Origin of the sequence: Flavobacterium panici (genome assembly GCF_903819335.1) — a bacterium.
In the GTDB taxonomy this organism is placed as follows: Bacteria; Bacteroidota; Bacteroidia; order Flavobacteriales; family Flavobacteriaceae; genus Flavobacterium; species Flavobacterium panici.
The window spans coordinates 87,192-111,787 of the sequence record NZ_CAIJDE010000029.1; the positions used below are offsets into that span (position 1 = coordinate 87,192).

Here is a 24,596-nt window from a genome sequence, read left to right on the forward strand (position 1 = left end):
TTTATTTTGCCACAGATTACACAGATTGAAAGGATTTTTTATCTCCTTAATCTGCAAAATCTGCGAGAGTAAATTTTTTCCCGCAGATTTTGCAGATCTAACAGATTTTGAATCAGTGAAAATCCTTTTAATCTGTGGCAAAAAATAATTCGTGCAAATTCGTGTAATTAATGGCAACCTCTATTACTTCTTAACCTCGTAAACTTTCAGATTTTTTTCTCCGAACATTTCATATAATTTGTTGATATCTTTTAGAGCATTGGCAGGCAATTTTTCTCCTTTATCTCCAAAGACAAGTAATTTTTCTTTTGGTTCAATTACACAAGTCGATTCGTCGATTTCTCCTTTATCGTTCTTCACTTTATTCAAATCTAAACCTAAATATTTCGCCATAAACGGATATAAAGCCATACGTTTCGAGATTCCGAAATCATGACCTTCTTTTGCAAAATGCGCATTTTCGACTAAATCTTTCTTCCCGTACAATTCATAAGTTCTCTGAATAAAAGGAAATTCCAATTCCGGAACTGCTAAAGTCCAGTCTTTTCCATCTGAAACAATCAATTGTGGTTTTGGCGCCATCATTGCTGAAATTTCCGCGTTGTTTGTTCCGTTTCCGCAAAGGTGAATGCCGCGTCCGCTTTCACATGGACAACCTCCTGAAAAATGAGAAGAAACCATTACAACTGGAGCTGAAACTTTTACACGATCATCAATCGCTGCTAAAAACATCGTATGCGAACCTCCGCCAGAACCTCCAGTAACACCCACTCTCGACATATCAGCATTTTTTACGGTTGCTAAATAATCCAATAAACGAATTCCCGTTAAAACCTGAACTGTCGATGCAATGCTGTTTCTATGCGTTTCTTCCGGAAATTGCAATAACGATTCTCCCCAGGCAAATAGATCATAAGATACAACAATTGCGCCCATTTTAGCCATGATTGCACATCTGTACTGTTCGTCTTTTCTGTATCTTCCATCCCCAAAATGTCCGTCAGGAGTTAAAATAACCGCTGCTTTTTTGTTTAACGGATACGGTTTGTAAATCGAGCCTGTTGCATAAACGCCCGGCAGTATTTCCAAAGCGATATTTTCAACACTGTAATCTTTATAAATTCTCTTTGGAGTTAAAAGTGGTTTAGACTTTGGTGTTGGGGGCGCCTTATCTAAACCAAATGAGGTTATCATACAAGCTTTTAACTCCGTTTTACGTTTTTCCCATTCTTCTTTAGTCGAATAAAGGCTTTCTAAATAAAACAAACGTTCTTTTCCTTTATCTACTGAAACTTTATGGTTTTCATATTTACGAATAATGTAGGTTCCATCCGGCTGTTTGAAATACATCAATTCAAACGGAGCCAAAATATTGGTCAGCGAAATTGCCAGATTTCCGGGTTCAATTCTCCAATCGGCATAATCGAGTTCTTTTCCTTTTAGCAAACCTCTGTCGTCGTTGATCGTTACGTTAAAAACAGTTTCTATTTTTTTCAGAGTTTCTGATACTGGTTTTCTAAAATTAGTATCAGAAGTACTTTGCGCATTGGCAAATGTCAAAGCAAAAAATAAAATTGTTATATATATGTTTTTAATTTTCATTGTTTCGTTGTGTTAAACTAACTTAAAATTGAACGCTGATGACACGGATTTACTTGGTAAAGACGCGGATTAAAGCGGATTTTTTTATTTCTTCTTGAATTGCCTCCTGCTTTAGCTGGAGGAAAATATTTTTGATTTCTACATTGGCTTTAGCCTAACTTATTCATTTGGCTAAAGCCCTATGGCTTGACTTCTTTTATACCTCCAGTTAAAACTGGAGGCAATTCATTTTTTTCTTTTTAAAATAGAACAAAAAAATCCGTATAAATCCGCGTCTTTACCAAGTAAATCCGCATTATCCGCGTTCTATAATTTGCATTCTATTGTATAAATACCAGATCCAAATTCCAAAACTGGCTTTTGAGCTTTTTCATCAAAACCCGTTCTTACTTTTTTATTATCAATTTTTATTTCTGAATTTTTAGCAACAGGCAGTTTTATTGTCGCTGTTGTATTCACTGGAATCTGAACTGTCAGAATAAATTTGCCTTCTTTTTTCTCCCAAAAAGAAGCGATTTTTCCATAAACCGATTGATAATCCGCTTTCGCGAAAGTCATATCTCCTACTACTTCTGGCTGAATGAAAAAATGTTTAAATCCAGGTTTTTCAGGATCGGACATAATTCCGGCTAAACTTTGGTAAAACCATTCTTCAATTTGCCCTAACATAAAGTGATTCCATGAATTTCCTTTTCTCGGATCCCATTGTTCGGTTAAAGTCGTTAAGCCAAATTTAATCTGAAAACCATAACCCGGCGCATCGTAATGATTGTGCATTTTATACATCGTTTCGTTTTCGCCATTTCTTGCCAAAGCCTGAAATAAATATCGATTTCCAACATCACCCGTTGTCAAACGATCTCCTTTTTCTTTAATATCGGCTAGTAAATTCTGCATTACAGCATCTTTATATTGCGGTTCAACAATATTCATAAAAATCGGAACGGCATTACTAAACTGACTGTTTGTTCCGTATTGTTTGGTTTCAGCATTAAAAAACTTCGCATTAAAAGCTATTTTAATATCAGAAGCCAATGTTTCATACTTTTCAATATCTTCAGTTTTACCTAATAATTTAGCTGCTTTTGCTACTAAATAAGCTCCGTAATAATAATGTGAAGTCGCAGAAAGCGCAATTGGACTGTTTTTAGAATATCCTGCGGCATGTGTTCCGTAATCGTACCAATCGCCTAATCCGTGCGACACAATATGATCGGTTGCTTTTGTTCCTAAATAATCCACGTAATTTTTCATTACAGGAAAATATTTTTCTAATAAAGAAGCGTCTCCGTAATATTCATAATACATCCAAGGCAGAATTACGCCTGTTACGCCCCATTCTGGAGAATCGGTAAAGTCACCTCCAAAAATTACATATTCAGGAACTATTGTTGGAATCAAACCGTTATCACGCTGTGAATCAGAAATATTCTGCATTGTTGCCGGAAGGAAAGTCTGCAAGTTATAATTGAACATTAAACCTGGACCATTCAACTGAATCTCTTCCAGCCAACCTAATTTTTCACGTTGCGGACAATCGGTAAAAACACTTTGGAAATTGCTTTTTATGGAGTTGTTTATCAGCTCGTGTGTTTTATTGAAAATTTCATTAGAACATGCAAAACTTCCTGCTTCTCCAGCCGAATTATAAATAAAATTCGATTTCAACTCTACCAAAGTTGGAAGCGCTGCATTTTTATCTTCTTTATAATTAATGTTTTCTATCTGAACATATTGATAACCATAGAAACTGAATTTTGGTGTCCATTCTTCTACATCTTTTCCCTTTAATGTATAATCGTAATAGTATGGTTTTCCAGATCTTCCCTGAGCAATTGTGCCTTCTTCATTTAATCCTTCAGCAACCCAAACACGAATGGTTTGCCCTTTTTTGCCTTTTACTTTGATCGTTGGAAATCCCGAAAGATTCTGCGCCATATCAAAAACATAGAAATTTGGTTTCAGCTCTTTTACGATTTTAACTTCATATTGTTTCTGAATCGTAACCGGCGGTGCAATTTGCGGTCTTAAAATTCCTTTTGGCGCTTCCTGAACGACAACTTTTTTCCAATTCGAATCTTTAAAACCTTTACTGTTCCATCCTTTTTGTTCTAAATTAGCATTGTAATCTTCTCCTCCAAAAATACTGTTGTAGGTAATCGGACTTTTGCTGTATTTCCAAGTTTCATCTGACTTTATAATTTCTTCTGAACCATCTTTGTACTTAATTTTCATTTTGAAGAATAAAGTCGGCGGACCAAAACTCACGAAGAATTTGGTATATCTTTCGGCAAGTGTATTGTACATTCCGTTTCCTAATAGAACACCAATTACGTTATCGCCTTTTTGAAATTCTTTGGCGCTTAATTCGTAAACATTATAATTAACTGTTTTATCGTAATCCGTCCATAAAGGTGCAAATTGGCTGTTTCCAACTTTTTTCCCGTTGATAGTCAATTCGTAATGCCCTAAACCTGAAATATAAACAACGGCTTCTTTGATTTCTTTTTTTACTTCGAAAGGTTTACGAAGCATAATACTTCTGTGTGATAATGAATCTGAAGCATTAATAAACGAGTTCTTTTTTTCTCTATTGAAAGTCGCTGAATGGTAATTTCGGCCTTCCGGCAGATGACTGTCAGACTTTGTAATCGCCCCAATCCAAACCGGATTTAAATCTGATTCTAACGATGCAGTTCTGAAAGAAGCGGTTTTACTCCATTTAGAAACTTTTCCCTTTTGATTCCAAACTTTAACTTTCCAGAAATATTTGGTTTCACTTTTTAATGGTTTTCCATTATAAAAAATATGCAGGTTTTTATTAGAATCTACTCTTCCAGAATTCCAGATATCACCTTCGTCATTTTGCAATTTTTCTTCAGAAGAAGCAACCAAAATAATATAGGCAATTTGTGATGCATTAGATTCTTTTGAAACCAATTGCCAGCTAAATCTCGGCTGATTCTGAACTACTGCTAATGGATTTTCAGCCATTTCTGTGGTTAAGCGTACAGGCAGAATTTGTCCATTCGAGATGAAAGTGACTAAAAGGAATACTATAATTTTAAAATGCTTCATTTCTTATTGTTGAGATTAGTACGCAGATGACGCGGATTTACTTCGTAAAGACGCGGATAAAAACTGATTTTTTACTTCTTCAAAAATAAAATCCGTGCAAATCTGCGTCTTCGCGATAGCGAATCTGCGTCATCCGCGTTCTATTTTTTTTCGCCACGAATTACACAAATTTCACTAATTTTTAAATCAATAATTATCAAAAATAATTCGTGACAATTCGTGACAATTCGTGCAATTCGTGGCAATATATTTTACAATTTCTTTGTAATCAACGATTGAATATTAAATACAGCTTCAGGGATTAATTTTCCGGTTTGTGGCAAGTCATCATAATCGTCTGTGTCTGGTTCTGTATCTGCATTTGGAGAATATCTTTGATCGCCTGTACGAAACATAATTCGCTCAAAACCATCGATCGGAGCGTAAAAAATTCTCGTTGATTCTTTTTCGTCGTTTACCTTTATCGTATACGAACGAGTTTTAACGTTCAGTTTCACATTTACTTTATATTCTTTTCCGGCTTCATACTTTGTAACTCCGCCAAAACGAGCACCATTTTTTGCTTTTAATTGTCCATCCGAATCAAAAACCAATCTTACCGCTGGTAATCCTTGTTTGTTTTGAAATTCAACCTGCAATAAACCATGATTATTTTGCTCTGGCTTAACGGTAAAAGTCACTTCCATTTTCTCTGCAAACGGAATAACACGTTCAGCACGCGCATAATCAAAATTATCCTGATCTCTTAATGTCAGCCATTTTTTGCCATCGGCTTTCTTTTCGATTTTAGTCGAAGCCCAAGCCAAATCGTAGGTATTCCATAATTTTAATTCTTGTCCGTCAGGAAGTTCATTAAAAATGTCATTTGCATTTTCTGTAACAACCGAAGTAACGGGAACCGGAATCGACGCTACCCAAATATCTTCTTTGTTCATACTGTAACTTATCCAAAGTTTTCCATCAGGCGGAGTTCCGTCGCCTTCTGAGATACCGCGTACATATTGAGGGCCTGCTGATTTGTAGTTTCCGCCATAACGCATCGGACTAATTTCACCATGAACCAATAATAAATCTTTATAAGTCAACCCGTCATCACTTGTTGAAATTGCCAAAGGCCAGCGATATTCTGACGGATTATAAACGGTTGCATAACGATTATCAGATGTTTTTTGTCCCCAGATTTTAGCGTTGCTGTTTACAAAACCAGGTGCGCGAAGCGGATTATATTCCCATGTTTTTCCGCCGTCTTTACTAATCGAAGTTAAAGCGTGTTTCCATAAGCCAACCACATTTCCGTTTGGCAAATGATACGAACTTAAAGCTTTATAAGGTTTTTTCAACGGAATCAATTCGTCATCACGATCGGCTTCTTCAACCCATTGCTGTAAAACCAAAGGATCTGATAGAATCTCTTCACAGGCTTTTTTCAAACCTTTGTCTTTTGCCTGTGTGTAAAAAGGAAATGCCGATTTCGATTTATCCCAAGATTTATTGTATCTGATGAAATAAATTTCGCCAAAACTTCCGTCTTTTTTGATTTCACGAATCACACGTCCAATTCCTTTTCCGTCATTTGGATCGTCTTTTTCATCCATTGCGATTCCGTAATAGGCCAAGGCAAAAAGTCGTTTGTCTTTTGAGGTATAAAAACCCATTCTCTGGTGCATAATCGCATCAAGATTTTTGGCAACACCCTCTACGCCTTCTTTTTTCCATCCGTCAGGAATATGATAAATTGGAAAAATTACTTTTGGCATTTTCCAGCTTACGCCGTCTTTTGAAGTCATAATTAAAGTCTGGCTCGGCGGAATATGTTCTCCCGCAGGATCACTCAAATATTGCAGATAAAAAGTATCGTTCCAATACGCCATTGTAGGCTGGTGATTGTATGTCCATCCAAAACCATCTGCTTTTTCGGGATGTTCGCGGCTTGCACGCATAATTTGTGTTGTGTGAACTCCAACCGCCGGACTTAATTGTCCGTGATGATAATCGATGTTTGAGAGTGTTTTACCAACATAACGTACGGTGTCGTTTTGTGCATTTACAGCCGTACAAGTCAAAAGAATTGTGGCTGTAATAATGTTGGTTTTTATGTTTTGAAAAGTAATCATTCGTATTTTTTTTTTGCCACAGATTGCACAGATTAAAAAGATTTTTTTCTGCTTGATCTGCAAAATCTGCGGGAGAAAAATTTAGTCTCGCAGATTTGGCAGATTACGCAGATTTATTTTTTTGATTATTAAATACTATAAAAATTATTTAAATCTTTGAAATCTGTGGCCTTATCTTTTATTTTTTATCAATTAATCCTTTTAAAACTTCTTCAGAGATTGTTGTGATCGTTCCGTGTTTGTGTCCTTCGGGAAGGCTTATTTTTGATGTAACGTCTTCAAAATGAACAAAATCTGAAGTACTTAAAGCTTTATAATTTTTTGAACCGTAATTATCATAATACAACAGCCAGTTTTTACCGACTTTCACTACCGTTGGACCTTCAGATAAATATTCGGTTAAAGGTTTAGAACTTTTTTGAAACGGACCTAAAGGCGATTTTCCGAAAGCTACTTTTATGTTTCGCATGGGTCTCGTATTGTCTTTCAAAACCAAGACATAATCTTTCTTGCTTTTCTTTACAATCACACAGTCAATGACGCTGAAACCTGGATCGTAATATAATTTTATATCTGAAAAAGTTTTAAAATCTTTTGTCGTTACATAATACATTCTGTGATTATTTTTCTCTTCTTCAACTCCTTTTTCAAATCTAAACGGAATTGTCGATGCCCAAATAATAATGTATTCTTTTTTGACATCATCATAAAAAATCTCAGGTGCCCAAACGTTTACGACTTCCGGTTCGTTTTTCATTACCGGAATATATTCTTGTTTTGACCAATGAATTAAATCTTTTGAACTTGCATATCCAAAACCGTTTCCGCCTTTCCAGTCGGTTGTCCAAACCATGTGATACGTTCCGTCTCCTCCTTTTGTGATTGATGGATCTCGCATGATTTTGCTTGCTCCAATTTCTGGTTTTAAAAATGATCCTTCTAAACCTTTCCAGTTATAACCGTCTTCGCTGTACGCCAGATATAAACCTTCTGTCGCTGGTTCTCTAAACGAGGTAAAAAGATATAATTCTTTCTTTTTCTGCGAATAACTGATCGCAAAAAAGGAAAGGGTTATGATGATGAATATTTTTTTCATGTTGTCAAATTAAACACAGATTTCACTAATTAGCACGAATTAAATTGGTGTAAATCCGTGAAATCTGTGTTATATTATTCTTTTGTGTAATCTATTCTGAAATTGCTTTTTTATCTAAAGCTGCCCCTTTTTTAACTGCCGTTGTTACATTGCTAAAAACATTGTTTTTCAGGAAAATATTCTTTGTTTCTTTTCCATTTGCTTCAATAAAAATATCGGTTGCATTAAATGGAAAATTATTATTAATCATTGTGTTTGAAACATTATCTAATTTAATAACCGGAACGCCTTTTATTGGTGTTGAAGATCCAACGTTATCTAAAATGATATTTTTTGAATCTGATATTTTGAAAGAAGAACCAATTGTTGCATTTACTTTTACATCATGAAATTCTACATCTGTCGCTGTGTTTACCGTAAAACCTTCTTTTCCGTCCATATTGATATTCGAGAACGTAATGTTTTGAATTGGCATTTCGGTAATTCCTAAAATCTGACCTGCTTTGTTTACATTTGAAGCTGTAATATTGCTCATGTGAATGTTTCTGAAAATCGGAGTCTTTTCGGTTACAGGTTCTACTTTGGTATCTTTATCATAAAAAAGACTCAATACGATTGCTTCTTCTTTGATGTTTTTCATTACGATATTATCTACGCGAATATCTTCTACAACACCGCCTCTTCCTCGTGCTGCTTTAATACGGATTCCGCGGTCTGTTCCGTCAAAAACACAATTTGAAATCGTGATTTTCTTGATTCCGCCCGACATTTCGCTTCCAATAACAACGCCGCCGTGACCGCTTAACATGGTACAATTTGTAATCGTTACATTTTCTGTCGGCACTCCATATTTACGTCCGTCTTCGTCTCTTCCTGATTTGATGGTGATGCAGTCGTCTCCAACGCTGATATGACAATTTGAAATATGAACATTTTTGCAAGATGATGGATTTATTCCGTCTGTATTTGGTGAATGCGGGTTAAAAATTGTGATTCCGGTTACGGTTACATTATCGCAGAATTCAGGATTAATGGTCCAGAAAGGCGAGTTTTGAAACGTTACGCCTTCGATTAAAATGTTTTTACAGCCATAAGCCTGAAAGAAAGAAGGTCTGAAAAACTTTTTATCTATTGTTCTTTTGTAATAATCAGAATAAACGATTCCTTGATTTTGTTCGTCCCACATTTTTTGGTATTTCGTTAACGGAATCGGGCCTTTTGCGGTTTCGATTCTGTAGACTTCATTCCACCAAGCTTTTCCTTGTCCGTCAATTACTCCTCTTCCTTTTATGGTGATATTTTCAGCATCTTTAGCATAGAATAATGGAGAGAATGATTTCATTACTAATCCTTCATAACGCATTTCTACATATGGCAGATAATCATCAAAATTGTCTGAAAATTTTAATAAAGCACCAGAATCCAAATGGATTGTAATGTTGCTTTTCAATTTTAAAGCTCCTGTTAAATATTCTCCAGATGGAAAAAAGATGGTTCCGCCGCCGTTTTTAGATGCTTTTTCTATGGCGTTTTGAATGGCTTCGGTACATTTTATTCCTTTGTTATTTCCGCCTTCGTTTAGGATGTTTAACCAGCCGTCGTTTGCGAAAGCGGTGTTTAGTCCTGTTATGAAGCAGAGAATTATTAGTATGTTTTTCATAGTTTATCTTTTTATTTTGCCACAGATTAAAATGATTAGCTCAGATTTTTCAGTCTCATTTTTGTCATTTCGACGAAGGAGAAATCTTCGTTAGTAGCTCCGCATGGTTGAGCAACTTTGTAGAGTTTCTTGCGAAGATTTCTCCTTCGTCGAAATGACAAGATTGTGGGGAAGTGTCACGAATTCACGAATTGTTTTCACTAGTTCGAACGTAAAATCAAAACCCAGTCATTACCGTCTTCTTTTTTTCCTTCTGGTTGAAAATTTTGAGTTCCTTTATTATCAAATGTTCCTATTTTAGTTTTCTTGCCATTTCTTGTATTGTACCAAGTTGCTTCGAATTTATCACCAGCAATTTCCCCTAGTTTTACTTCTATAATTCTTCCATTGTAGGTGTATAGTAAAGCGTATTTTTTTCCTCTTATGGCTGGAATATAATCGTATTTTTCTCCTTGATTCACCACTAACGAAACATCTGGAACTCCTTCTAAAAATGGCACTTCTTCCATTAATTTCTTAATGTAAATCATTTGTTTTGCTCCGGGCGCATCAATTGCCGATGTCCATAATTCTTTGTTTCCGTAGGCTGGTTTATCGCCTTTTCTGAACATTTGCATTACAGCGTTGTGTCCGTAAGTGTAACCTGCCGCGCCTGACAAAACCGACCAATATCCGTAACGACGAACATCATTTGCTGTCCATTTTGGTTGTAAAGTGTCGTGTAAGCCGTGTGGAATTCCTTCGTAAGATGGTTCTCCGTCAAGTGTTGGTTTTGTTGGTTTTAATTCGAAATCTCTTAGCACAAATTTGTAATTGTCTTCTTTGAAATTCGTTTTTGATGAATCCTGATCGTATCTTCTGTGTCCTGATTGGAACATGTTAAAATCCAGCCATTTTTCGTTATGAAAGTTTTCTGAAGAATCGGTTCTTCCGAAAGGGTGAAAAGTAACTAATTGATTCGGATTGTTGCTTTTTAAAGTATTTCCGATAGCGTTCCAGATATCCTGAAATTCATTTCCGTGAGTATCTCCTCCGTTTAACCAAATTACGTTGGTTCTGCTTTTATATCTGTCAGCTAAGAATTTAGCGTAAATTATTGCTTGTTCTTTGCTTACTTTATTTCCTTTTGAAACGTTTGTTCCCCAAACCGGAACCATTGCAACATAAATTCCGTTTTTTTGAGCCACGTCTAAAGTGTAATCTACGTGGTCCCAGTAATCATATTCTTCCTTGTTGTTGAAGTTGTTTCCAGCTGTTGTTAATGGTTTTGAAACGTCTTCATTTATTAAAGCTGCATCGCCATAAACGTTTACAGCATTTATGTTATGCAGAACCATTACCTGAACAACGTTGAATCCTTTTTCTTTTCTGTCTTTAAAATATTTATCAACGCCTGCTCTATCCAATTTTCCGAATGCCAGCCAGCCTGTATCACCAAGCCAGAAAAATGGTTTTTCATTTTCGGTAATAAAATAATGCTGATTTTTAGATACTTCTATTTGAGGCAGAGCGCCTTTTGCTGATTGCGAAAACCCGCTTTGTGCTGTCAACAAAAAGCTTATACTTAAGGCATATAAATATTTAATTTTCAGATTCATTTTGGTTTGTTTTGAATTTATGTTTTTTAGGTTGGGCCACGGGTTTAACTGATTGAACGGGTTTTCGCTGGTTTATTTTTTTTTCATGCAGATCTGGCAGATTCTTAATTCTTAATCTTTAATTTTTAATAATTATCTGTGTCAATCCGTTTTATCAGTCCCATCCGTGGGAAATTATTTTTTCACTACAAAAAGCACCTTTTCTTTTATTTCAGCTTGTGGAATGGTTACTTGTTTTCCTCCGTTTATGTTTGCTTTTTTGGTGATGGTTCCTGTTGCTACGTTTATTGTGTACACTTCAAAAGTTCCTTTTATATCAGTTAAATCAATTGTGATATCTTGATTGTTTTTTAAATAGAAAAGGTAACTTTTTCCTTTGTTTTCCAGTTTCCAAAGATTATCTGAAAATGTGTTTCCTTCAACTAATTTCATTTCGCTTAAAACGGAATAAAATTCAGGAAGTGCAATTTTTGGAATGTTTGGCATTGACGCTCCCGCCATTAAAGCTGGCCATCCAAATCTTGGAGATGCATCTGTAGAATACAAAACAACTTTTTCAGGATATTTTTCTCTGTATTCACGAACGGCACGATAAACCTGATCGTCTGTTTCTTTTCCGGTTTTTAGCTTTCTGGCGTGTTGTCTTGGTGCTAAATTTAATCCGCCTTGTGGTGCGTATGCCGATCCGTCTTCTTTATAATACCAATAATGGATATCAATTAAATCTACTGTTTTAGCTCTTTGAGCATCATTTAAAATAGCATCCTGAACATCTTTTGTCGCGCTTAAACCAATAATTCCTTTTTTACCCGTTTCGTCTTTCCATTTTTGAACTTCATCAATCCAAAATTGCATGAAATGAAGCGGACCCGTATATTCGGCACTTGTTAATTGAATTACATTGCTGTTTTCCTGAAAATTTTCTAATGATTTTCGAATAAATCCTTGGTGCAATTTTCTTCTTGCAGGATTGGTTACATCATAAAATTGTTCTGCCATGAAAATGCGTTTGTCTCCTGCATATGGCGGCGGTTCCGGAAAACCTGTACTGTTTATATTGTTTGCTGAACGCCAAGGTGAACTTGCCCAATGCGCTCCGGCTTCTATAATGTTATGTTGAAAATATTGTTGATTGACTAATAATTGTCCTTTGGTTTCTGCCAAATCAGCAAAAAGTGATAAACGATCCCAATACCAATCATTGAATTTTGTCAAGTCATATTTGCTTAATTGATCCCAGGCTAAATCTTGTCCGCTTCTTGCAAATGGCTGTTCGTAGAATGGCGGCCAGACATCGGCATCAAAACGGCGAACGCGTTCGTGATCGTCCATTCTTCTTTCGTACCATAAACCATAATTATGTTCTAAAGCAACCATATTATTAGTAGTCAAATAATCTGTTACTTCATTTATGTTATCGGTAAATCCTGTACCGGTTCTGCCGGGAACAAATCTGGTAATATCTGGCAATGACTTAGAAATATCACTGTCTCTAAGGCTTCCTCTCCACCAAGGCACACTTAATCGGTTTCCTGCTATTACTTTATTATCATAAATAAGCCAGCCGTTTTTTGTTATTACTTTGTTGTTGGAATTTATATTTTGTGCCGGGTTTATTTTTAAATCATTGGCATTTTTAAGACCTGAATTATTTGTGTCAATTGGATTTAATTTTGAAACTTCTGCAATCCATTCCAGTAAACTTTCTTTTGGAGCAACTGAATTTTTAGTTAATTCTTGTGCCACTTCAACAGCAGGACTTGATGAAGGTTCTGAACCTAAATCGTAAATAAAAGGTTTAACGGGAAGCTGTCCTAAACGACTTTCTAATTGTGCGTAAAACAAACTTCTCGGATTGATATGACCGTTTACATCTTTCCAATGACCATCTCCACCCATTATTCCGCCCCAAGTTCCAAAAGCCCAGTTTTGCGCTGTTGGCGGGCTGTAACATTCTATTTTAGATGCTGATGTTTCCCAGATTACGCTATTTGCAGCGGTCCATCCTGCGCCTCTGCCATTTTGTTCTCTATTGTTATAACTTAAAGCATGTCCGTCTATATACGAAACTTCAAATAATACTCCTGTTGCCCAACTTCCTATTGCGCCGCTATTATTGAAAGGCAAAAACGACTCGCATTGGATAAACGCATTCGGACCTGTTGTTCCAAATCCGCCTACTGCAAAATCGTGGTATCCATATTCTGAATAACAACGTTGAAATAGTGTTTGTTGTCCTTCGGTATAAAAAGTATGACGTCTGAAGCCTGCAATTTCAGAAACAGGTTCGGTTGCGATACAGTCTTCAACTGTAATTTGCTGTGCTGATTTTAATAACGCAACTGCTCCTCCAGAAAAATGCTTGAAATTTACTTGTTTTACCCAGGCATTTTTTGTGTTTTCGATGCTAATTCCTAACCATCTGTGTTCTTCGTCTTTTGGTTTTGACTGATCGTAAGTTGATTTCATCAGAATATTTTCTATTCCGATTTGCTCAATTCTTCCTGACCAAGTGTATAAAGTTACTTTTGCAGTTCCGTAAACATCATCCAAAGTCATGGTTAACGGTGCATTTAGTGTTACTTCATTACCGCTGATATTGGTTACGACTCTATTCCAAGTGATATCCCAATCATTTTTTTTCCAGCCAACCCAACCGGTTTCTGCTCCAAAATCATCCATTTTTAACTCTTTAATCCAATTATCGTTTAAAGGTTTGCTGATGATAATTTCGTCAGATGGTTTTAATTTAGAGGTGTTTTTTAATTGGATTATTTTCGCTCCAAGCGGTGTATAAGTCGTATTGAATTCAAAAGTTTCTCCTATTTTTTTATCATCAGTTCCTAAAATTCTAATTACTGCTTCTCTTTTTAATCCTGTTCCTAAAAGAATCGTTCCGTTTTCTGAGTTTCCACTTCCTCTTAAAACCACTCCCGATTTTTTAATGAATAAAGTTCCGTTTATTTTAAAAATCCCTTTATCTAAAAGTACAACGCCTCGGAAACCTGATTTATTTGGTTTCAAATTACTCACATAATCAATTGCTGCCTGAATTCTTTCGGTAGCGTCTTCTTCTTGTTTCGGAACAAAGATTTTATTCTCCACATTTGGAATTGCTTTTTCGGAAGCCATGTATCCTGCATATGAAAAATCAGGTATTTGATTCCCTTTGCTGTCTGCTGTAAAAGAAAGTTTTCCTTCTTTGGCTTTAACAATATCTGGAAAATTGTTTTGTGCTGTGATGTTGATGCTGAAAAACAACGCCAAACCAGACAAAACTATTTTATCTTTTTGAAGGAAGATTATATTTTTTAGTTGATTGAAATTCACTTTTTCTTATTTTAAATTTCAGAGTTTAGATTTTAGATTCTTAAAATTAATCTTTTAAAAAACAATAAATCTATAAAATCCTGCTTTCTCCAATCTTGTCATTTCGACGAAGGAGAAATCTTAGTTGCTGAATCTACTTTGTGGAGTTTCTTGCGAAGATTTCTCCTTCGTCGAAATGACAAACTTTGAACTTATTTAGTTAAAACATTACTGCAATAATCCTTTTGATTTTGCTAATGTATCTGTATTGTTTTCGGTTTTTGTCCAGTCTATTTTACTGTTTGGATCAATTCCGTTAAAATATTTCTCGATGTTTGTGTATCCGTCGCCGTTTGCATCTTTGTTGGCGTCTGAAGGATCATTCGGGTTTAAACCGTTTTTCTTTTCCCAAGCATCTGGAATTCCGTCATTATCAGAATCTTTATAGGCTTTTCCTTTGTAAACCGGATAACCGCCTACTTGATCAGGATGTGTAATTATTCCTTTTTTATAAGAGTCTGCAGGTAATCTTCTTTTAATAAAATCTTTTCCAATTGCGTTTTCTAAACCGTCTTTCACTTCAATTTTTCCTGTACGAACTTGTTTGATAATTCTCTCGTCAACCATGTCTCTTTTTGGAATTGTTGCTCCAACATTATTTAAAACAAATTCATAGGCTTCTTCTGCTTTCATGATAGTGATATGAGGCATTGTAAAAGCTTTTGGCTGTTTGATATATTCTAAATATGATTTTACTTCTGCTTCGGGAAGATCTTCTAATTGTACACCGCCATTCCAGTTATCGGCTGTAACTTCTGGAGAACCAACAATAAAGTTACCAGAAACATAGGCTCTTCCGTATGTTTTTGGTTTCATATATCCTGATTCCGGTTTTAGAATTCTGTAACGAATTGGCTGATCTGTTGGCGTTATTGGTCCCGGTTTAAAATAATTATTGATGATGTTAAACATCGAACGATAATCTCCTCCGTCAAGAGAACGATTCCACCAATTAAAAATCACATTGTTTACGAAATTAAAATCACCGTACATTCCGATTGAGGCATTTCTTGAAATATTATCGGCCCATAAATTACGCATAAACGTGCTGTTTAGTCCGCCAATTGTACTTCCGAAGGCATGATTGTAAGTATCTAAACCTTCTGAAGAAATGGTATTTTGAATGGTAATATTACAGGCTGGAAGTTTTTCTAATTTTGATTTCTCATTTGCCGCAAACTGATGTCTGTATAATGAAATATTTTCGTCTAATCCCCAGCTTACAGAGCAATGGTCTACGATTATATTTCCTATTGGATTTCCGCCAAGTGCGTCATCTCTTCTGGTTACTTCTGTTGCTCCACGACGGAAACGCATATGTCTGATAATTACGTCGTGTGTATCAATTTCCAAAGTTTCTCCTGCAATGCAAATTCCGTCGCCCGGAGCCGTTTGTCCTGCAATTGTAACATAAGGCGCACGCATGCTGATTCTTTTTTTCAATTGAATTATTCCAGAAACATTAAATACGATTGTTCTGGCTCCAACAGCTTCGCATGCTTCACGAAAAGTTCCTTTTCCGCTGTCTTCCAAGCTGGTCACTACAAATATTTTTCCGCCGCGGCCGCCTTGTGTAAATGCGCCGCCGCCTTCAGCTCCCGGAAAAGCAGGAATATCTGCCTGAACGAAATCTTTAGGATAAGATGCCCAAGGTAAATAAGGTTTTCCTTGTTTTGCTTCTGACTGAATAGTACTGTAATTATTGGTCCATATTTCGGCTAACCTTTTTTCTTCATCTGCCAATATTGCATCGGCTTTGTCTTGAAGCGGTTTCGGAATTTCTGGATATTGTGCATATGCTGAAGTAAAGAAAGAACAGAATGATAAAATCATCATGGTTCTTTTTAATGTGGTTATTGGGAAGATAGTCTGCATGAAAAGATAATCTAAGGTTTATAGTTTTTTGGTGAAAAGTTTATAATGGATTATTCTTTTGAAGTAGAATCTTTCACTTTACTTTTCTCTCTTTCTTCAATACGTTTGTGCCAATCAGCACTTTCCTTGTTTAGATCGTAACCTTGTTTTGATAAATAGTTGTTGATTCTTCCTTTGTATTTACCAAACCATCCGTGTTTTTCTTTAGATGAGCCGCCGTCCATTGCATGTTCTCTGGCTTCTACTAAAGCTTTGTAGATATAATCTTTTTGCTCTGCATTTAAATTTGGAAGCATATCGTTATAACCTGCAACTGTAATTGGAAGCACACCATAAGTCATTCCGTCTTTAACTTCAGTAATTTTGTCTTCTGATAATTCTTTACCTAATTTTTTAAGATAAGATTTATGCAGTTTTTCAATTGATTCGTCTGCTTTTGATTTCAGTTTATCAATTTTCTCGTTTTGTTTTTCTTTTGCTAAACTGCTATCGTCTTTTATTTTTTTGATTTCAGCGTCTCTTCCATCCTGAATTTCGCTTAAATCTCTAAATTGCTGTGCTATAATATTTGAAACTGATGTTTCTTTTTTAGCATCTTTTAAGTCTAATTTGGCAACGATTTTTGCTGCTCTTTCATTGGTTACTTTAATATATTCAGGATCTAAATGCTGCTGCGCATTTAAAGCTGAAAATGCAAAAACCAACGCTAAAAAACTGATATTAAATTTTCTTAATGCCATCTTTTCGTGATATTTTAATATTTAAAAACATTCTCATTTCATTGCGAAACAAGAATGTTTTCAAAATGTTTCTTATTTTAAATCTAATATTGGTCTAACTAATGTTTCTTTATTATTAGCAAGATCTTTCCAGTTTACTTTTATTGCAGGGTTTACACCGTTGATGTAATCTTCAATATTTGTATATCCGTCTTCGTTTAAATCTCCTTGTGCATCAGATGGATCGTTTGGATTTAATCCGTATTTTTTCTCCCATGCATCCGGCATTCCGTCTTTGTCTGTATCTACATAAGGTTTTCCTTTGTATTCCGGATATCCTCCAACCTGAGAAATATCTGTAATGATTCCTTTTTTATAAGAATCCATCGGTAAACGTCTGTGTTCAAATTGATAGAATTCTTTTTTCTCTAATCCTTTTGCATATTCAGGAACTCCTGTTTTTACTGTTCTTACGATTCTTTCGTCAACTTTATCTCTAATTGGCAAAGTTGCTCCAACATTTTTAAGTACGAATTCATACGATTCTTCTGCTGTCATGAATTTGTTGAACCAAGGCATTGGGAAAGGTTTGTCTGCTTTCATTTTATCGAAATAAACTTTTGCTTCATCATAAGACATTAATTCTCCTTTTTTATTTTCAAGTTGAATTCCGCCGTCCCAGTTGTCTTTTGTTACTTTTTCGTTATTGTTTATGACGTTTCCGTTTGCGTAAACTCTACCAAAAACCATATAAGGTAATTTACTTCTTCCTGATTCTGGTTTTAAGATTCTATAGCTGATTGGCTGAGATAAATCGGTTACTGGACCTGGTTTGTAAAAGTTGTTGATGATGTTGTAATTTGCTGTGTAATCACCTCCGTCTGTAGATCTGTTGTACCAGTTGAAAACCACATTGTTCACAAAATTGAAAATTCCGTTCCAACCAATAGAAGGGTTTCTTCCTGCGTTATTAGCCCACATATTTCTCATAAAGGAACAGTTTTCACCACCTAAAGTACTTCCGAAAGCGTGATTGTAAGTATCTAATGCTTCTCCAAATAAACTGTTTTGGATTGTAATATTTACGGTTCCTACTTTTATATCCGGATAACCTGGGCCCGGGCTGTAAATGTGTCTGTAAATTGACATATTTTCGTCTAATCCCCAAGTTGCTGATACGTGGTCGATCATAATGTTTCCAACAGGATTTCCTCCAATTGCATCATCACGACGTCCAACGAAAGTTTCTCCTCTGCGGAAGCGCATGTGTCTGATAATTACATCGTGTGTATCGATCCAAACTGATTCTCCGGCAACACAAATTCCGTCTCCGGGAGCTGTTTGTCCTGCAATTGTAATATATGGTGCACGAATAATTAACGGGCTTTTGATTCTGATAATTCCTGAAACATTAAATACTATTATTCTTGCTCCTCCTTGTTCACATGCATCACGAAGCGTTCCTGGCCCGCGGTCTTCTAAGCTTGTTACCGTGTACACTTTTCCGCCGCGACCTCCAAAAGTGAACATTCCGCCTCCTTCTGCACCCGGGAAAGCAGGGATTTCTGCCTGAGGTAAATCATTTGGACGAGATGCCCATGGAATGTATGGTTTACCGTGTTTTGCTTCTTCTTCAATAACTACTAAAGCTTTCGCCCAAGCTTCATCAGAAAGTCTGTTTGCTTCGTCTTTAATAGCTTTTTCCTGCGCTTGAACTTCTGCACTTAATTTTGGGTATTGGGCGAAACATTTTGCATTTCCCAAAAACAGCAGGGTCAAGATAAATAATGCGGAATTTTTCATGTTAATTTTGATTTTGGTAATTCTGTTTAAACAAATCACCTGCATCTAAGTAGAATACAGGTGAAGGTTTGTCATGTTTAATTTTGTTTTTTATTATTAGATATGCTTAATGATTTAGGGCAATTCATCGTGCTTATCTTATTCTTGATAATTATAATCTCCATCACCACCAGAAGCATCTTTCCAACCGATTGTTTGTTTCAACCAAGGGTTTTGTGATAAAACTGTATTTTGTAATCCCATAATGTAATAGTTCGGATTAAATTTAATTTTAACCGCTGCATTATTAACATTATCCATAGGAGTTGGCGGCGCTACAAATACGAAGTTATCTGTATAGAATGTTGCTAAAGCTGTTAACTGTGTTTGGAAATTAGCTGAATCCGGATCTGCAGAAATACTTGCACGAGCTGCTGCTAAAGGATCTGCGTTTGTTGCTGTATTTTTATATTGCAAATAGTTTCCTGTTCTTTGTGTACCATTTATTGGCTGTAACCCTAATTTAGTAATAGTACTTCCGCTAGTCGTTCCCGAAACTGTAGCGTTATCATAAAGCATCCAGCGTTGAATATCCCAAAAACGTTTTCCTTCGTAAGCTAACTCAACTCTTCTTTCGTATAATACGGCTTCTATTGCTGCATATTTATCTGATAGTGTTCCTATTCCGTAATTATTTGTAGCACTGATACCTACTCTTTTTCTAATTCTTCCTAAATAAGCTGTAGCATTACCTGTTTGTCCTAATGCAGCATAACATTCAGCAATATTCAATAATAATTCTGCATAACGATATTCTAAAATATCATTTCCAGAATATTGAAAACTACTTGCATTAGTAGCCGTTACATCTGTCATTTTTCTAACTAAAGCTGGACTTGTCTCATTGTTTGAATCGCTATAGTAAGATTTATTTGAACCGTCTAACCAACGATAAGCCCAAACAACTGGTTTTGCACTTTCTTTATAATCCCATTTAACTCCAGAAAAAGCAAATGTTCTGTAAAATCTTGGGTCACGTTTCATGAAGAAAAGAAATGAATTATAACCATTTGCAGTTGTTGGTCTTGCACCATTATCCATAGGAAATAAATCAATCATTTCTTTAGGGGCTTCAAGAGAACCTGTTCCACCCTGGCTTATTGGGCGAATAGCCTTTTCCCAAGAGTTATTCATTGCTACATTACTATTAGTAACTGTTAAAAGCTGTGTTGTAATCGCTTCAGAACAGAAAGCATTACCGCCAAGGGCAAACATATTCTGCCAGTCTTTGGCTGAGTTTCCATAAAGTCCATAGCCTGCTGCTGTTAATGCCGTTTCAGCTTCTAAACCAGCTTTTAATGCTGCTTCCCAACGTTCGTTAGAATTATCCCAGTTTTTATTAAATAATGGACTTGCATATGTTAACAATACTCTAGATTTTACTGCTAAAGCTGCACCTTTTGTAACACGTCCATATTCGCCTGTCCAATTTGGAGGCAATAAACTTGCCGCCATATCTAAATCTTTTACGATTTGCTCTACAACTTGAGTTACTGTAGCTCTAGGTACTTTAATTTCTTCGTTTTCTGAATTTGGAGTCTGAACTTCTGTAACAATTGGAACACCTCCATATACTTTCATCAAATCAAAGTACTGAACAGCGCGTAAATAATATAACTGCCCTTTTGCCTGATCGCGAAATGTTTTGTCTAAATTAGCTCCTTTTACATCTATATCTCTAATAAAAGAGTTACAGTCTCTAATTCTGTTATAAGGAACATTATTAATTTTGTCTTCCAATTTTCCTCCGTAATAACCAGATCCATCAGCTGCATTTACATACGTAATTGTTGGATTAATAAGGGGCTGTATTCCTCCTATTTCTTCGGTCATTTTAGAATATACATCTGTAAAAGACCCAACTAAACTTTGGTTAGGAGACTTAAAAGCAGAATAATAATCAAAGTAAACATTATTAACATACCAGTTAGCTTTTTCCTGGCTTTCATAAAATGAATCATCTACACTTCCGTAATTTTTCTTTTCTTCCAAAAAACTATCACTACAAGAAGCACTTAACACTGCAACAAGTGCTAAAGTTATATATTTATTAATTTTTAGTTTCATCTTTAGTATTAATTAAATTAGAATGTAATATTAAATGTAACGGCCCATGTTCTTAATGTTGGATAATTCTCAGAAGAACTATCGTACATATTACGGTAGTGATCTGGATAAGGGTTATATAAATCCCAAAGATTATTACCCGTTACACCAATTGACCATTTTGCAATTTTAACTTTATCTAAAATCTCTTTTGGCATGTCAAATCCTAATGTTAAGTTTCTTACTGTACAACGGAATGTATCTAACTGCCAGAAATCAGATGGAACAGCAATATAATCCTGATTAGCTAAGTTTGGATATTTTCCATTTGGATTGTCATCTGCATACATATCATTCCAAAAAGTTTCACGTGCCCACATATTATGAGTAGATCCTGTTCCTTGTTTTACAACATCTATAGCGCGATAACCTCCCCAAGATGTAGCAATTTGTGCTTTGAAGAAAAACGATTTATATCTTCCTCCAAAATTTGTAGTAAATCCGTAAGTTCTGTTTTTGTTAACCAATTTTACATAGTCTTCATTTTTTTGAATTTGCCCGTTAGGTCCTGCCTGAGTACCATCTTTATCATTAAACTGTCCTCCGGCATCTTCATAAGCAAGCATTCCTCGTCTCATATTTGATACAGAAGAAATTCCCATGTAATTTGGTGCCCCACCAACTGCTGCTGCATTTGCTGTTAAATAATTCCAGTAGTTAGTAACATCTTCATCTGTACGTAAGATACCATCTCCTGTTGAAGTTCCTTTCCATGTTCTGAATCCCCATTGTGGGAAAAATGTAGACTGACCGGCTTGTGTCAGGTTATTAGATGGATGCATTAAAGCTGGTTCAGGATATTTCTTAATTTCATTATCAGATAAACCAAAGTTTACGCCAACATTATAATTAAAGTCTTTATTAATCTTATCTTTCCATGCCAAGCTAAACTCTGCTCCCCAAGAATCAACCGCTGCGTAATTTTCTTCAGCGAATCCTCCACCTACAGAAATTGGTACACCAACTACACCAGCCATCCCTGTTAACATGTTTTTAGACTTATCATAGTAAAAATCAGCTGTTAAAGACAATCTGTTTTTTAATACCGCTAAATCAATACCCAAGTTATTTTTTACAGTCGCATCCCATCCTACATTTCTGTTTGGTTCTACTCTAGGTGTTACAGATCCTCCTAACATTCCTCCGTTTGATCCAAACTGAAATCCTTTGTCTGCATTTACATCATACAATTTCATCCATCTCCACGGATTAATGTTATCATTTCCTGTTTTTCCAATTGAATAACGCACCTTAAGAAAATCTATCCATGATACGTTATTAGTAAACCAGTCTTCTTTTGAAACAATCCATCCTGCTTGCAGTGAAGGGAAGAATCCCCAATAGTTTTCTGGTGCAAATTTTGTAGATGCATCACTTCTAAAAAGGAACTGAAGCATATATCGTGATTTATAGCTATAATTAACACGTCCTAAATAAGACAAAGTTCCTTGCTCTCCTTTTAATGCTGTTGAATTTGTAGTTAAGGTACCTGCAGTTTGGTAAGAACCTGCATAATCTTTACCTGTATTTTCAAATGCTAAACGCGTGCTGTTGAATTCTGTTTCTGATCGTTCTACAGAGAACATAGCACCTATTTCATGGTTATCAAATGTTCTATTGTAATCTATAAAAAAGTTGGCTTGCATAGCTTTAGAATTAAAACTATCATAGTATACTCTTGAACTACGAGTATTAGTTTCAATTACATAATAATTATCAACTCCATTATTTGTAGTTGTTGGCAATGCTGCACTAGCTAAATGGCTGTCTAATTTTTCATACCCCATTATTCTTGCCAAATCGTATGGTAATTGTACTTGCTCTGTACTTTCTGAATTTTGTGTTCTTGAGTAAGTTCCTTTAATAGACAATCCTTTAATAAATGGAACTTTCCAGTTAAGTGACATATTTACATTATAAGAAAAATCACTTGAAATTTGTTTAGAACCATTATTTAGAGAAGCAAAATAATTATATCCTGCAATTGTATTATTTGCATTTGCACTACCTAATGTACGATCTGTACGAGCAAATGGTGACATATAATACTCCTTGCCATCTACAACAGTTTCCCACGGAATATATTTTGGCATATGAAGTAAAAATCCATAATCAGCTTGTTCTCCACCTGATGCAGAAGCATAACTACTATCATTAATACCAGATGAAGCTTTAGTAAATGATTTTTCAATATCTCCTGAATTTCCGGAAACTGCTGCAGAAAAATCTAAAGAGCTTGAGATTTTTGCTGTCATACCCGTACGGAAATTCCATTTATTATAATCTTGCTTTCCTAAATTTGCTCCTTGCGTAAAGTAATTGATCCCAGCAAAATAAGTTGCTTTTTCTGTACCGCCATTTACACTTAAAGTATGTTTTTGCTGTATTGCAGGCTTCCATGCTTCTTCTAACCAGTCATAATTCAATCCTTTCATTTCTTCTAATTCTGCTGGAGTAAAAAGGTATGATCCATTAGTACCAATATTATTTCCTCCAGTAAAAAATCTATTAGAAAAAACACCATAGTCATATGCACTCATCGTTTTACTGTGACTAACAGCATCGTTTACAGCAAACTGACTAAAATATGAAAATGAAGGCACACCGCTTTTTCCTCTTTTAGTTTTAATAACAATTGCTCCTTGAGATGCACGAGATCCATAAATTGCAGCTGAAGCATCTTTCAAAACAGTCATGCTTTCTATCTCTGAAGGATCTAATCTATTAAATGCTTCCAAAGAAGCTCTACCTGTAACAGGATCTACCTGAATCATATCATCAATTACAATTAATGGTGTTTTTGAACTACCATCTTTTGAGAAACCATAAGTTTGACGAATTTCGATTGACCCTGCATCACCTGGACGCCCGCCTCCATCTATAACGCTCAAACCAGGCACTAAACCTCTTAAGGCATCTGATAAATTTGACACCGGAAGCTCCTGAATATCTGTTGCATTAATTGTAGCAATAGCTCCTGTAAGTTTCTCTTTTTTCTGAGAACCATATCCAACTACAACAATATTCTGTAATTCGTTTGAATCTTCTGTTAATTTAACATTTACAGTTGTACGTGTTCCAATTGCTACTTCTTGTTTTCTCATTCCGATAAAAGAAAAAACTAAAGTTGCATTTGGCTTAACTTTAATTTGAAATTGACCATTAAAATCTGTCGTAACATTATTCTTTGTAGATTTCTCTGTTACGTTTACTCCTGGAAGTAAACCAGACACATGATCAGTCACAGTTCCTGTTACTGTAACTAGATTTGAGTTTTGAGCATAACTCATCACACTCATCAGTGTAAACAAAAGAAAGCTACATCTCTTTAAAAGTGCTTGTTTCATAAATGTTTTTGTTTTGGTTAGGTTTTATTTTAGTGTTAGTTAGTCATGTTAAATGTGTTTCACTTAAAGATATCAAAAATTAAAAAAAGTTTAATAGGCTTTAAATTAAATGTTAAAAACACATTTATTTTGTATACCAAAAATATAACGATGACGAATTAGAACCGTCCTGTTCTATCCTGCTTTACTG

General features: G+C 35.5%; 12 protein-coding genes. All 12 read right to left on the bottom strand.

What is annotated here, in order from left to right; translation table 11 throughout:
* Positions 1-183: 183 nt before the first annotated feature.
* The 12 genes from FLAPXU55_RS03510 to FLAPXU55_RS03565 all read right to left on the bottom strand — a co-directional run bounded on the left by FLAPXU55_RS03510 (position 184) and on the right by FLAPXU55_RS03565 (position 24,406).
* Positions 184-1,602: an acetylxylan esterase gene (locus tag FLAPXU55_RS03510; RefSeq protein ID WP_180856596.1), complete on the bottom strand. Its 1,419-nt coding sequence runs from the start codon at positions 1,600-1,602 to the stop codon at positions 184-186.
* Between the two features lie 306 nt (positions 1,603-1,908).
* Complete coding sequence (locus tag FLAPXU55_RS03515; protein WP_180856597.1) at positions 1,909-4,680, bottom strand: glycoside hydrolase family 78 protein; 2,772 nt, start codon at positions 4,678-4,680, stop codon at positions 1,909-1,911.
* A gap of 251 nt (positions 4,681-4,931) precedes the next feature.
* On the bottom strand, positions 4,932-6,794 hold the full coding sequence (locus FLAPXU55_RS03520) for an exo-alpha-sialidase (RefSeq protein ID WP_180856598.1): 1,863 nt from the start codon (positions 6,792-6,794) through the stop codon (positions 4,932-4,934).
* A 178-nt stretch (positions 6,795-6,972) separates the two neighbouring features.
* Positions 6,973-7,890: a glycoside hydrolase family 43 protein gene (locus FLAPXU55_RS03525; protein ID WP_180856599.1), complete on the bottom strand. Its 918-nt coding sequence runs from the start codon at positions 7,888-7,890 to the stop codon at positions 6,973-6,975.
* Between the two features lie 91 nt (positions 7,891-7,981).
* Complete coding sequence (locus FLAPXU55_RS03530; RefSeq protein ID WP_180856600.1) at positions 7,982-9,550, bottom strand: glycoside hydrolase family 28 protein; 1,569 nt, start codon at positions 9,548-9,550, stop codon at positions 7,982-7,984.
* A 200-nt stretch (positions 9,551-9,750) separates the two neighbouring features.
* Positions 9,751-11,148 (bottom strand): glycoside hydrolase family 140 protein, encoded by a 1,398-nt coding sequence (locus tag FLAPXU55_RS03535; RefSeq protein ID WP_180856601.1) that lies wholly within the window; start codon positions 11,146-11,148, stop codon positions 9,751-9,753.
* Between the two features lie 174 nt (positions 11,149-11,322).
* Positions 11,323-14,478 (bottom strand): DUF6298 domain-containing protein, encoded by a 3,156-nt coding sequence (locus FLAPXU55_RS03540; protein WP_219637240.1) that lies wholly within the window; start codon positions 14,476-14,478, stop codon positions 11,323-11,325.
* 207 nt (positions 14,479-14,685) lie between these two features.
* Complete coding sequence (locus tag FLAPXU55_RS03545) at positions 14,686-16,392, bottom strand: polysaccharide lyase (RefSeq protein ID WP_180856602.1); 1,707 nt, start codon at positions 16,390-16,392, stop codon at positions 14,686-14,688.
* Between the two features lie 50 nt (positions 16,393-16,442).
* Positions 16,443-17,132, bottom strand: coding sequence for a DUF3826 domain-containing protein (locus FLAPXU55_RS03550; protein WP_180856603.1), 690 nt, complete (start codon positions 17,130-17,132; stop codon positions 16,443-16,445).
* A gap of 72 nt (positions 17,133-17,204) precedes the next feature.
* Positions 17,205-18,914, bottom strand: a complete 1,710-nt coding sequence (locus tag FLAPXU55_RS03555; RefSeq protein WP_180856604.1) for a polysaccharide lyase — start codon at positions 18,912-18,914, stop codon at positions 17,205-17,207.
* A 138-nt stretch (positions 18,915-19,052) separates the two neighbouring features.
* Positions 19,053-21,020 (bottom strand): RagB/SusD family nutrient uptake outer membrane protein, encoded by a 1,968-nt coding sequence (locus tag FLAPXU55_RS03560; RefSeq protein ID WP_180856605.1) that lies wholly within the window; start codon positions 21,018-21,020, stop codon positions 19,053-19,055.
* A 17-nt stretch (positions 21,021-21,037) separates the two neighbouring features.
* Positions 21,038-24,406, bottom strand: coding sequence for a SusC/RagA family TonB-linked outer membrane protein (locus FLAPXU55_RS03565; RefSeq protein ID WP_180856606.1), 3,369 nt, complete (start codon positions 24,404-24,406; stop codon positions 21,038-21,040).
* Positions 24,407-24,596 lie beyond the last annotated feature (190 nt).

What these genes read in the sequence shown, in the direction of transcription:
- FLAPXU55_RS03530 (WP_180856600.1), bottom strand. Translation starts at nt 9,550, where the DNA reads ATGAAAAACATACTAATAATTCTCTGCTTCATAACAGGACTAAACACC.
- FLAPXU55_RS03520 (WP_180856598.1), bottom strand. Translation starts at nt 6,794, where the DNA reads ATGATTACTTTTCAAAACATAAAAACCAACATTATTACAGCCACAATT.
- FLAPXU55_RS03555 (WP_180856604.1), bottom strand. Translation starts at nt 18,914, where the DNA reads ATGAAAAATTCCGCATTATTTATCTTGACCCTGCTGTTTTTGGGAAAT.
- FLAPXU55_RS03515 (WP_180856597.1), bottom strand. Translation starts at nt 4,680, where the DNA reads ATGAAGCATTTTAAAATTATAGTATTCCTTTTAGTCACTTTCATCTCG.
- FLAPXU55_RS03565 (WP_180856606.1), bottom strand. Translation starts at nt 24,406, where the DNA reads ATGAAACAAGCACTTTTAAAGAGATGTAGCTTTCTTTTGTTTACACTG.
- FLAPXU55_RS03545 (WP_180856602.1), bottom strand. Translation starts at nt 16,392, where the DNA reads ATGCAGACTATCTTCCCAATAACCACATTAAAAAGAACCATGATGATT.
- FLAPXU55_RS03525 (WP_180856599.1), bottom strand. Translation starts at nt 7,890, where the DNA reads ATGAAAAAAATATTCATCATCATAACCCTTTCCTTTTTTGCGATCAGT.
- FLAPXU55_RS03510 (WP_180856596.1), bottom strand. Translation starts at nt 1,602, where the DNA reads ATGAAAATTAAAAACATATATATAACAATTTTATTTTTTGCTTTGACA.
- FLAPXU55_RS03550 (WP_180856603.1), bottom strand. Translation starts at nt 17,132, where the DNA reads ATGGCATTAAGAAAATTTAATATCAGTTTTTTAGCGTTGGTTTTTGCA.
- FLAPXU55_RS03535 (WP_180856601.1), bottom strand. Translation starts at nt 11,148, where the DNA reads ATGAATCTGAAAATTAAATATTTATATGCCTTAAGTATAAGCTTTTTG.
- FLAPXU55_RS03560 (WP_180856605.1), bottom strand. Translation starts at nt 21,020, where the DNA reads ATGAAACTAAAAATTAATAAATATATAACTTTAGCACTTGTTGCAGTG.